General features: G+C 72.3%; 3 protein-coding genes and 1 pseudogene. 1 reads left to right on the top strand and 3 read right to left on the bottom strand.

The genetic code is table 11. The features are described 5' to 3' along the window. Positions 1 to 133: 133 nt before the first annotated feature. The 3 genes from ACFXMF_RS46010 to ACFXMF_RS46000 all read right to left on the bottom strand — a co-directional run bounded on the left by ACFXMF_RS46010 (position 134) and on the right by ACFXMF_RS46000 (position 3,077). The gene (locus ACFXMF_RS46010; RefSeq protein ID WP_360317461.1) at positions 134 to 928 is read right to left on the bottom strand and encodes a hypothetical protein; all 795 of its coding nucleotides are present in this window, start codon (positions 926 to 928) and stop codon (positions 134 to 136) included. A gap of 77 nt (positions 929 to 1,005) precedes the next feature. After that, positions 1,006 to 2,124 carry an LLM class flavin-dependent oxidoreductase gene (locus ACFXMF_RS46005; RefSeq protein WP_379991897.1) on the bottom strand — a complete coding sequence of 373 codons (1,119 nt, stop codon included), beginning with the start codon at positions 2,122 to 2,124 and terminating at the stop codon, positions 1,006 to 1,008. A 143-nt stretch (positions 2,125 to 2,267) separates the two neighbouring features. Then, on the bottom strand, positions 2,268 to 3,077 hold the full coding sequence (locus tag ACFXMF_RS46000; RefSeq protein WP_379991896.1) for an SDR family NAD(P)-dependent oxidoreductase: 810 nt from the start codon (positions 3,075 to 3,077) through the stop codon (positions 2,268 to 2,270). 896 nt (positions 3,078 to 3,973) lie between these two features. Here ACFXMF_RS46000 and ACFXMF_RS45995 point away from each other — a divergent pair. Continuing rightward, positions 3,974 to 6,592 (top strand): annotated as a pseudogene (locus ACFXMF_RS45995) (hypothetical protein); the annotation flags it as partial.

Here is a 6,592-nt window from a genome sequence, read left to right as displayed (position 1 = left end):
TCCCCCGCCGGCGGGGGGGGCGCCCCCCCCCACCCCCCCCCCGCGGGGGGTGCGGGCGCGGGTTGTGCCCGCCCCCGGGGGGCCCGGGGCCGCGCCCCCCGGGCCCCACGCGGGTGTCGGACGACGGCGGGGCTCAGCCCCAGAGCTCGTCGGTGTACTTGTCGGTGCCGACCACGGTGGGGATCCACGGCGCGCAGTAGGTGACCCGGCCGATGCCCGAGGCGTCGATGCGCTCGGCCCACGCCTTGAACGCGTCCCAGCTCTCGCGCGGGTCGCCCTCGAGGAAGTACAACTGCATGCTGCGGGTCGCGGCGTTCGGGTCGCGCGGGACGAACGCGGGAGCGTCGTCCTTGAGCGGGACCGCGGTCCACGCGGCCACCGACGCGATCGGCGAACCCTTGAGGAAGTCCGGGAGGTTCGTGGAGAACCACGCCTCCAGGTCCTCCTGGGTGGTGCCCTCGGCGCGCTGCACGGCGAGCGAGACCAGGCCCTGGTAGTTGCGGTCGAGGGCCAGTTCCAGCGGGACCGGGTCCTCGTCGCGGTACCAGCGGCTGTCGTGCAGGTACATGCCGGTGTGTGCGTGGATCCGGTGCTGGAAGCCGCGGTCGTTGCCGTAGAGCCAGTTGACCTGGTCGACCGCCCACGCGTTCCACTCGTCGAACTGGCCGTCGTTGAGCCAGTAGATCGCGACGTAGGAGCCCGCGTCGATGCTGGGGACCACGTCGCTGTCGGCCGGGAAGCGCAGCGCCTTGAGGTCGGCGGTGGCCACCCAGCGGCTGCCCGCGAGCAGGCCGGGGCCGATCATGCAGCCGGCGTAGTAGTGGTCGCGCTCGTACCAGCGGTTGTAGCTCACCTCGTGGCCGCGCTCGGGGTCCACGGCGGTGAACAGCATGCTGCCCACCCGGATCGGATATTCCTTGAAGCTCATGGTTGCCTTTCGGGTCGTGCGGTGACACGTGTCGGGCGGGACGGGCCCGGCCGGGGACACCGGCCGGGTGGTAATGGTCAGGCCTGCCGGCGGAAGCGGGTGGTGCGGTGCTCCGGCTCGGTGTCGAGCTTGGGGATGACGTGCTTGCCGAACAGTTCGATGGTCTTGAGGGTGTTCTCGCGGTTGTCGCAGCCCAGGCCGAGGACGAGTTGGTCCACGCCGACCGCCTCGTACGCCTTGACCGCGTCCAGTACACCGTCCGGCGCGCCGCAGATCAGCGCACCCGCGTCGGCGGCGAACTCGACCAGTTCGGGGGTCAGGTCGGGCATGAGTTCGGGCCAGTACGGGATGCCCTCGGGGTGCGGGAACGTGTCGTGGTAGCGGAAGACGTTGCCGGTGAGGTACATCGGCCGGGCCGCGACCGCGTTGGCGATCGCCTGCTCCCTGGTCTCGGCGACGAAGCCGGTGCTCACCGCGAGTACGTTGTCGTTGACGAAGTCGGCGATCGGTTCGGCGTTGCCGATCTCGCGCTTGTAGCCGGCCACCAGTTTCTCGGCGCTCGCCGGGTCGCCGATGGAGAAGCCGAGTACGCCCAGGCCCATCCGGGCGGCCATCGCGTAGGACGGCGGGCTGCCGGCGGCGTACCACATGGCGGGGTGCGACTTGCCGTACGGCTTGGGCAGGATCTTGCGCGGCGGGAGTTGCCAGTAGGTGCCGTTGTAGCCCTCGTAGGTGTCCTGGAGGAACATCTTGGGGAACTCGCGGATCACGTCCTCCCAGATCGCCTTCGTCTCGGACATGTCCTCGATGCCGGGCAGGAAGCCGAGGATCTCGTGGCTGCCGGCGCCCCGGCCGGTGCCGAACTCGAAGCGACCCTTGGTGAGGTGGTCGAGCATCGCGACCCGCTCGGCGACCTTGGCCGGGTGGTTGACCTGGGGGAGCGGGTTGAAGATGCCGGAACCGATGTGGATGCGCTCGGTGGCGTGGGCGAGGTAGCCGCACATCACGTCGTTGGCGGACAGGTGCGAGTACTCGTCGAGGAAGTGGTGTTCGCTCAGCCAGACGTACTTGAAGCCGGCCCGGTCGGCGGCGATCGCGAAGTCCATGTCGTTCATCAGGGCTTCGTGCTCGGCGTTGGGGTTTCCCTCGCGCCGGAACGACGGGTTGTAGCCCTGAAGAAAGATGCCGAATTCCATTGCACTCCCAGTTCCGCGTTCTGGTCGGGGCGGGGTGATCGGTCGGTGGTCCGGGGCGTTCGGGGGCGTTCCGGTTTGTCTGGGTGCTGTGTGGGCGGGGGTGCGTGGCCGGCGCCGGCGGGTGCGGGCGCCGGCGCTTTCGGTCAGGGGGCGAAGGTGCCGTCCGGGCGGCGGACCCAACCGGAGGCGGCCATGGTGCCGCCGTCGACGTGCAGGGTGGTGCCGGTGACGAAGCGGGCCAGGTCGCCGGCGAGGAAGACGATCGGGGCGGCGCAGTCGTCGGGGGTGCCCAGGCCGAGGGGCACCTTGGCGGCGTAGTCGTGGGCGCCCTCGGCGGTCTCGAACGTCTCCGCGAGGCCGGCGTCGCCGGGGGTGGGGATCGCGTCGGGGGCCACGCAGTTGACCCGGATGCGTCGATCCGAGAGTTCCAGGGCCAGTGACTTGGTGAGTTGTTCGACCGCGGCCTTCATCGCGGCGTAGACCGCGAAGCCGGGTGCGGCACGGAACGCCTCGATGCTGGTGACGTTGACGATCGAGCCGCCGTCGCGCACGAGCGGGACGCCGTGTCGGATCACGTGCGTGACGGAGGTGAAGTTCTCGTCGACCAGCGCGGTCTGGCCCTTGGGGCGGACCTCCATGAATGGTGACCAGAAGCCGCCGCCGGCGTTGTTGACGAGGATGTCCAACCCGCCGAATGTGCTGTGTGCCTCGCCGAGGAAGCGCTCGACGCCGTCGCCGTCGCGGACGTCGAGTTCGACCGCGAGCGCCCGGCGGCCGGTCGCCTCGATCGCCTTCGCGGTCTCCTGGAGGCCGATCGGCTCGCGGTCGCAGATGGCGACGTTCGCGCCGAACCGGGCCAGTGCGACGGCCGTCGCCGCGCCGATTCCCCGGGCGGCGCCGGTGACCACGGCGATGCGATCGGTGAGCAGGGCGGCGGAAGGGTCGAGCAGCACGGGGGCACCTCACTGTGGATCGCGTACGTTGTCGCCTCGACGCGGAGCGGCCGTCGCCGGCCGTGCTCTGCGCTGGGGTCACCATGCCACCTGACGACCCGTCACCTGAAGGGAGACGGCTGTCTTTTTCCGACTCGGTGGGTGGGTGTTCACGCAGGTCCGCAGGTGATCTGACGCTCAGTCAGCAAAAGTGGCGGACATCACCGCCCGGGGTGGCCTATTCGACCAAGCTCGACGACGGTGTGCCGGCGGGCGGCCTTGCCGGCACCGGTGCGGGTGGTTGCGCGTGGTCGCCGGCGCGGGTGTCGGGCCGGCGACCGGGGGCGCAGGCACGGGCGTCGCCTGTGGGTGTGGGTGCGGGTGCGGGTGCCGACAGTCGTATGTCGCGGTCGCGGTCGCGGTCGCGGTCGCGGTCGTGGGCGGATCAGGCGCGGGCGCAGGCGCAGGTGAGCCGGTGTCGGCCGCCGGCTCTGGCGGGTGCGGGCGCAGTGGTCGGAGGGTGCGGGCGGCAAGGCCGGCGAGCGTGGTCGTGGTCTTGGTCGCCGACGGCGCTCGGGCCGCGCTTTGTTGTGGCGGCGGGTGCGGGCGCAGCTTAGTGCGGTCGCGAGTGTGGTTGCGCCGACGGCACTGGTCGCGGGCGCGGGCGGCGGCGCGGGTGGTGTGGGCTGCGGTCGTCGGAGGGCGCAGGTGGCTGTGGGCGCGCCGGCGAGGTAGGGGAGTGCGGTTGTGGTCGCCCGCGCAGGCGGTGGGGTGAGTCGATGTCGGCGCGTGTGCGGGAGTGAGGGGTGGTGCGTTCGGGGGCTCTTTGGAAGCGGTGCTTCGGGGCCCGTTGTCGGTTCGCATGGATTGTCCGAAATCCATGCGAAGCGGATGCGGCGCTCACTACGCTCTGCGACGTGGCGCTATCTCCCGATTCCTGCGGCATCGTGGCCGACTTCGGCACATGGCTCGCGCGAGCGGGCCGACCGGCCCCGGATACCGAGCGGATGATCGATGTCGTGGGCACCCTGCTCGATCTGCGGGTCGCCTGCCTGCGGCTCGACGACCACACGCGCTGGCGGGCCGGTGATCTGAATGCGCTGTTGGAGACGTTGGTGCCTGCGCACGTCGCGCTGCCCCGTGCGGACACCGTAGGTCTGGTGGTGCCCGCGCTGCGGTTGTTCCTGGAGTTCCTGCGTGAGCGTGGGCCCCTGCACCCGGACAGCGACCGGCTCGACCCGTTGCTGGCGGTGCTGGAACGACACGAGGCCGAACTGCCGGCCCGGATGGCGGATTCGACCTGTTGGGGGTCGGCGAAAAAGTTGTTCGTGGCGGGCTATGCGACGGGCCCAGGACGGGGCAGGGCGCTGCCGGCGGTTCGGTTGCCGGACGAACGCGAGTTGGCGCGGGCGGCCTCGGCGGCGCCGTCGTTCGCCGCCGCGCTCACTCTGGCCCGCTGGGTCGGTCGTGGGCGGCCGGTGACCGCGACCGGTGTCCTGCGCCGGGTCCCGGCGGTCGAGGCTGCGGCCTCGCTGGGCATCGACGTACCGATCGAGGGCGTCCGCAGCGCGCGCGACGTGGAGTCGCTGCATCATGTCTGGTCGATCGCCTGTACGGCGGGCCTGATCGAGGTCGGCCGCACCGTTGCGACTGCGGGTGCGCTCACCCGGGCGCTGGCGATCGGTCGACCGAGCGATGTGCTGCGTGTGTGGTCGAGCCTGTGGGAGGGCGTCGCGGTCGGCGAGGCCACCGGACGGCCGGCCATGCGTCGCGCCGGGTACGTGCTGCGCGGTGGCGATGTGATTCGTGAGCTGTTGCGCGAGTTGTACGACCACGCGGGCCGTTGGGTGCCGATGGGCGGGCTGTTCGAGCTGCTCTCGTACACGCCCGACGGCCGACCGAGGTCGCCGCTGGTTGCCGACCCGGCGCTGTTCACCGGTCTGACCCTGGCCCACCAGATGGACGACCTGCGTGCGTTCGGTGTCCTGGAGATCCGTGAACTCGTGGGTGGTGGAGCGCCGTTCATGGCGGTGCGGCTGACCCCGTTGGGGCTGTACGGGCTGCGTACCCGCTTCCTCGAACTCGGTGTGCCCGCCCCGCTCAGCGGTCCCGGCAGCGGCCCGAGCGAGCCCGCGTTGCCGCCGCTGTACGTGCCGCCCACCTCCGAGTGCGCGTTGGCTGCCCGGATGTCGCCGCTGTTGGCCCAGGCGGCCGCGCTCGCGGAATACGTGGAGGAGCACGGGCCGCTGCCGATCACCCGGGAGGAGGTACTGGCGCACGACGTCGCACGCCGGGCGATGGTCGAACTCGGCATCGCCGAGCAACCCTGTGGCCCCGTCGCCGGCCCGCCTCGTACGGCTCGGGACGAGCATGCTTTGCACCGGCGTTGGACGCTGGCGCTGGGCACCGGTCTGCTCGTCCTACTCGATGGTGCGGTACATGCCGCGGACGGCCTGCGGGTGTGGCGCGAGGGCGGTGACCGCGAGCTGATCGCGCTCGCCGCGCGGGCGATGGTGGTGGTGGCCGAGGACAACGCGACCTTCGGCGAGGCGCACGAGCGGCGGTGGGACGTCCCCGAGGGGCTCGCCGCGTCGCTGTTCACCGGTCTGGTCCAACTCGGCGGCCCGCTCCCGGTGTCGTTGTTCGTGGGCTTGGCGGTGCGTCGCGACCTCGACCACGTGGTTCGCACGCTGCGTACCGAGTTGCCGGCCGAGGACGAGGCGTTCGCGCTCGGCCGGATCCTGGACGCGCCCGACTTGGTCCGCGAACTGGGCCGACTGTGCGACGCGGGCGCGGGTGCGACCACGCCCGACCCACGCTCGCCTGCGCCTGCGCCTGCGCCTGCGGCCAACCCGAGCCCGCCCACATCCGACTTGTGTCTGCCGGCGCCGGTACCTGCGCCCGACCCTGGCCCGCCCGCGACCGACCCGAGCCCGCCCGCGCTTGCGGCCGACTCCGGCGCGCCCGCGACCGATCCGCGCTCGCCTGCGGCCAACCCGGCTGCACCCGTGTCTGCGACCGGCCCGCGCCCGCCTGCGCCCGCGACCGACCCGAGCCCGCCCGTGACCGATCCGCGCCTGCCTGCACCGGCGGCCGACAGCGGCTCGCCCGCACCTGCAAATGATCTGCGCTTGTCTGCACCCGCGTTCGACACCGGCGCCTCCGCGCCCGCAGGCGATCAGCGCCTGCCCGCACCCGCACCCGCACCCGACACCGGCTGGCCCGCACCTGCGACCGGCACCGGCTCGCCTGAGCCCGCGGCCGATCCGTGCTCGCCTGCGGCCAACCCGCCCGCACCCGCGTCTGCGACCGGGCCGCGCCCGCCTGCGCCCGCGACGGACCCACGCGCGCCCGTGACCGATCCGCGCCTGCCCGCGCCTGCATCCGACACCGGCGCGCCTGAGCCCGCGACGGACCCGCGCCCGCCGGCGCCGGCGGGCGACTCCACTCGCCCGCCTGCGCCGGCGCCCGCGACCGACCCGGGCTCGCGTACCGCAGACCCCCTGTCTCTTATAAACAACTCCGAGCCCACCAGA

Source organism: Embleya sp. NPDC059213 (assembly GCF_042754445.1).
Lineage (GTDB): Bacteria > Actinomycetota > Actinomycetes > Streptomycetales > Streptomycetaceae > Embleya.
Note: the sequence above shows the minus strand (reverse complement) of the source record. Positions and strands in the feature narration are given on the sequence as shown.

What these genes read in the sequence shown, in the direction of transcription:
- ACFXMF_RS46010 (WP_360317461.1), bottom strand. Translation starts at nt 928, where the DNA reads ATGAGCTTCAAGGAATATCCGATCCGGGTGGGCAGCATGCTGTTCACC.
- ACFXMF_RS46005 (WP_379991897.1), bottom strand. Translation starts at nt 2,124, where the DNA reads ATGGAATTCGGCATCTTTCTTCAGGGCTACAACCCGTCGTTCCGGCGC.